This window comes from Acinetobacter sp. YH12049, from assembly GCF_013419875.1.
Classification (GTDB): Bacteria; Pseudomonadota; Gammaproteobacteria; order Pseudomonadales; family Moraxellaceae; genus Acinetobacter; species Acinetobacter amyesii.
On sequence record NZ_VOZH01000099.1, the window covers coordinates 1 to 2016 of the forward strand.

The following is a 2016-nucleotide window of genomic DNA, read 5'->3' on the forward strand; positions in this document are numbered from 1 at the left end:
GTAAATTTTCAGCGTTGCTGGCTCCCCGTCAGCCGGATTGGGTTGCATCGCAGGGGTGTCGAAAGAGTCAACTGCGGTCCAAAGCTGTTGGACTTGGGTGAAAAGGGCGTTTATTCTTCCTATACGTGAACCGCATCCTACGGAATGAGTAACCCTTGCCCTATTGTGAGTAGAACGTCGTATAATTCAAACGAAAGCAGTTAATAGGTATGAAATATCACAGCACAAAAGAGCGACAGGACATGTTTAGATGATGTTATTATAAAATAATAACATCATGGATGAATAAAAAATAATTTTCTATCTTTACAACTATGTTATACTTCTATGATAAGGCTATGATGGCAAAGCCTTGGTTTTCCTAATCAAATAGTCGCCGAGATGGCTTCAATGCGACAGTAGGTCTACTGTCTCACAATTAATTCATGTATCAGATTTTTGTTCCCTGATGGGAAGTGTTATCCATACGAAAAGAATATGGGTAAAGTGTTACACCTGTATATGACATTCAGAATGTCCTGTCGGGGGAACTGGTACCAATTTAATAAAAGAAAACAGTATAGAAATGACAATCGAAGATATGCAAACATTAGCCCTAGAGCATGGGCTGAGAATTTCGGAAGAGATGAGCGTCAATGAGATGGGCATCGACTTTAGAGTTGCCTTTGTAAAGGAAGTAAACGGTGAGAACTGGGTACTCCGTATACCTCGAAGAAGCGATATGCTTGAACAAATCGAAAATGAAAGTAGAATATTGGATTTAGCCAAAAGAAACCTGTCGATCAATGTCCCTGATTGGAAAATTGTATCGGAGCGCCTAATAGCCTACCCTTTACTGGAGGATGCGCCTGCTCTGACATTCGATGCGATAACACATGAGGTTTCTTGGAACATAGATCGCGATAGCATAGCTTATGTGGAGTCTCTGGCAAAATCATTGGCCGAATTACATCGTATTACAGCTGACGATGTGAGAAAGAGCAACTTGAAAATAATGACTCCAAGTGAATTGAGGACCGAAATAGCTGACCGTATCCACTTGGTGAAATCTGAGATAGGTATCAGCGAGCCGTTGGAAAACAGATACCGTAGATGGTTGGACAATGACCCTTTGTGGCCTGAATTCACTTGTTTCATCCATGGCGATCTCTATGCAGGGCATGTCTTAACCTCGAAGGAAGGTAAGACCTCTGGTATCATAGATTGGTCTACTGCGCATATGGGTGATCCTGCACTGGACTTTTCTGGTCACGTATCGGTTTTTGGAGAGGATAGCCTGAAGAGTTTGATAACGGAGTATGCTAAACAAGGCGGAACGATATGGGATAGGCTCTACGAACAATCTATAGAGAGGGCTGCTGCAGCTCCATTAGCATATGGCGCTTTTGCGGTAGAGTGCAACGACGATAATCATATCAATGCCGCCAGAGCAGCCTTAGGTATTGTTCAATAAAATGATGTGAGGATACTTTTTTAAATGCTAAAATAGGAGTTCGATTGGTGCCACTTAAGAGTATCATTGATTTCTATTTTAGCCAGTATCCTCCACTTTTAGGAGCTCCTCGAAACTCGATTTTATGATCATCTCTTAAGATTTTGAGCCACCGCTCTACTATCTTGACAGGAACTAATAGCTCGTTTACTAAAAATGGTGCACGCTTTCCTGGATTAGTTCTTATCTGATTAAATAGTAGATTTACTCCCTCACTTACTCCCTCATTAGATTCGAAAAGTAGCTTTGATGAGACAATAACTCGAAAACCGTGCTGGAAATTTTCAAAGACAGGGGGACGCAGACCATAGGATGCGAAGCCTTCTTGGATTCGTTTGATGCCTGACCCATATTTTTCAATAAAATGCGCTTCTTTGAACGTGGCAGATATCCTTTTATTGGTAAGCGTCCGCTGAACCCCATGCCTATTTTTTAATTCGATTTAGGTTTCCAGCGGTGTGGTAGCAATTCTTCAATCTGAGTCACTTTATGTGTCGGCAACCTTTTCAGCACATCACTTAAAT

Annotated in this window: 2 protein-coding genes; one reads left to right on the forward strand and one right to left on the reverse strand. The window is 41.6% G+C overall.

Annotated features, from left to right (window positions below; genetic code table 11):
- The first annotated feature begins 565 nt into the window (after window positions 1-565).
- Complete coding sequence (gene mph, locus FTU05_RS17565; protein ID WP_071830579.1) at window positions 566-1453, forward strand: Mph(E)/Mph(G) family macrolide 2'-phosphotransferase; 888 nt, start codon at window positions 566-568, stop codon at window positions 1451-1453.
- A 73-nt stretch (window positions 1454-1526) separates the two neighbouring features.
- On the opposite strand, the gene FTU05_RS18155 is transcribed toward mph, so the two are convergent.
- On the reverse strand, window positions 1527-1934 hold the full coding sequence (locus tag FTU05_RS18155) for an ATP-binding protein (RefSeq protein WP_180166202.1): 408 nt from the start codon (window positions 1932-1934) through the stop codon (window positions 1527-1529).
- Between the last annotated feature and the right edge of the window lie 82 nt (window positions 1935-2016).